Here is a 721-nt window from a genome sequence, read left to right as displayed (position 1 = left end):
ATTCAGTAGTCGGTTACCACCAAAAGATGTGGTTTCTGCGATACGGTTCAGTTCATCATTCAGTGCGGTCACCTCTTCCTGAATCGCGATACGTTCGGCTTTGGAGTTAGAGCCGTTCGCAGATTGCAGGGACAGGTCACGCATACGTTGCAGGATATTTGTGGTTTCGTTCATCGCACCTTCGGCTGTCTGAGCGATCGAAATACCGTCGTTGGCATTTCGTACCGCTACGTCCAGACCACGGCTCTGTACGTTCAGACGGTTGGAGATCTGAAGACCTGCCGCGTCGTCTTTCGCGCTGTTGATTTTGAAACCGGATGACAAACGCTCCATAGATAGGTTTAGGTCACTTGCTGCGTTGTTTAGGTGACGCTGCGCTGTCATTGCTGATACGTTGGTGTTTACAGTCATGCCCATGATGTAATTCTCCAGTTGAAATTTTTGTAACTAAGGACTCTCGCTCATTTTGCGTGAATCCTTTCCTCTCTCTGTACTTTCTATAACGGCTCAATTTTAATTTTCTTTAGGCGAAAACTTGCCAAAAGAGGAAAAAATAAACCTCAAAAGCACAAATTAAATTCTAATCACAAAAACAAACAATAAAGTAAGAATTATGCTCAAGATAATTGGCAGAAAGCCGATAAAAATCGCCCTATTCATCATGAGTACTTTTATTCTTGAAAATTGAGGATTGCGTTAAGCAGATCCGTTTTGCTGTTTC

1 protein-coding gene is annotated in these 721 nt (G+C 43.3%); it reads right to left on the bottom strand.

Annotated features, from left to right (window positions below; genetic code table 11):
• On the bottom strand, nt 1-417 hold a 417-nt coding region (locus RH89_RS16535), incomplete at its 3' end, for a flagellin N-terminal helical domain-containing protein (RefSeq protein WP_004404443.1).
• Nucleotides 418-721: the final 304 nt, after the last annotated feature.

The organism is Vibrio nigripulchritudo ATCC 27043 (assembly GCF_000222685.1).
GTDB lineage: Bacteria > Pseudomonadota > Gammaproteobacteria > Enterobacterales > Vibrionaceae > Vibrio > Vibrio nigripulchritudo.
The sequence above is the reverse complement of the archived record's forward strand: the minus strand, read 5'-3'. Positions and strand labels throughout refer to the sequence as shown.